Raw genomic sequence first — 347 nt, 5'->3', positions numbered from 1 at the left:
TGGAGACAATCCTTTCATCCTCTTGAGTCTTCATCAGAGTTACTCCCATGGCATCTCTACCCGTTTGTTTTATTGTTGAAACTTCTAATCTTATAATTATTCCATTATTGTTTATTAGCATTACCTCATCATTTTCCCTTACAGTCTTTACTCCAACTATTTTTCCTGTTTTATCATTGACCTTATAGGTCTTCATTCCCTTTCCTCCACGGGAATGAACTGTATATTCTGTGCATTTAGTTCTCTTTCCATAACCATTTTCACTTACAACTAAAAGATCTGAATTTTCATTATAAACTTCCATTCCAACTGCAATGTCACCTTCTCTTAGGGTAATGCCCTTAACC

General features: G+C 35.2%; 1 protein-coding gene. It reads right to left on the bottom strand.

The window, feature by feature from the left end:
- The coding region (locus CAAU_RS13385) for a DNA gyrase C-terminal beta-propeller domain-containing protein (RefSeq protein WP_040306806.1) at positions 1 to 347 on the bottom strand (347 nt) is incomplete at both ends.

Source organism: Caloramator australicus RC3, from assembly GCF_000297115.1.
Taxonomy (GTDB): Bacteria; Bacillota; Clostridia; order Clostridiales; family Caloramatoraceae; genus Caloramator; species Caloramator australicus.
The sequence above is the reverse complement of the archived record's forward strand: the minus strand, read 5'-3'. Positions and strand labels throughout refer to the sequence as shown.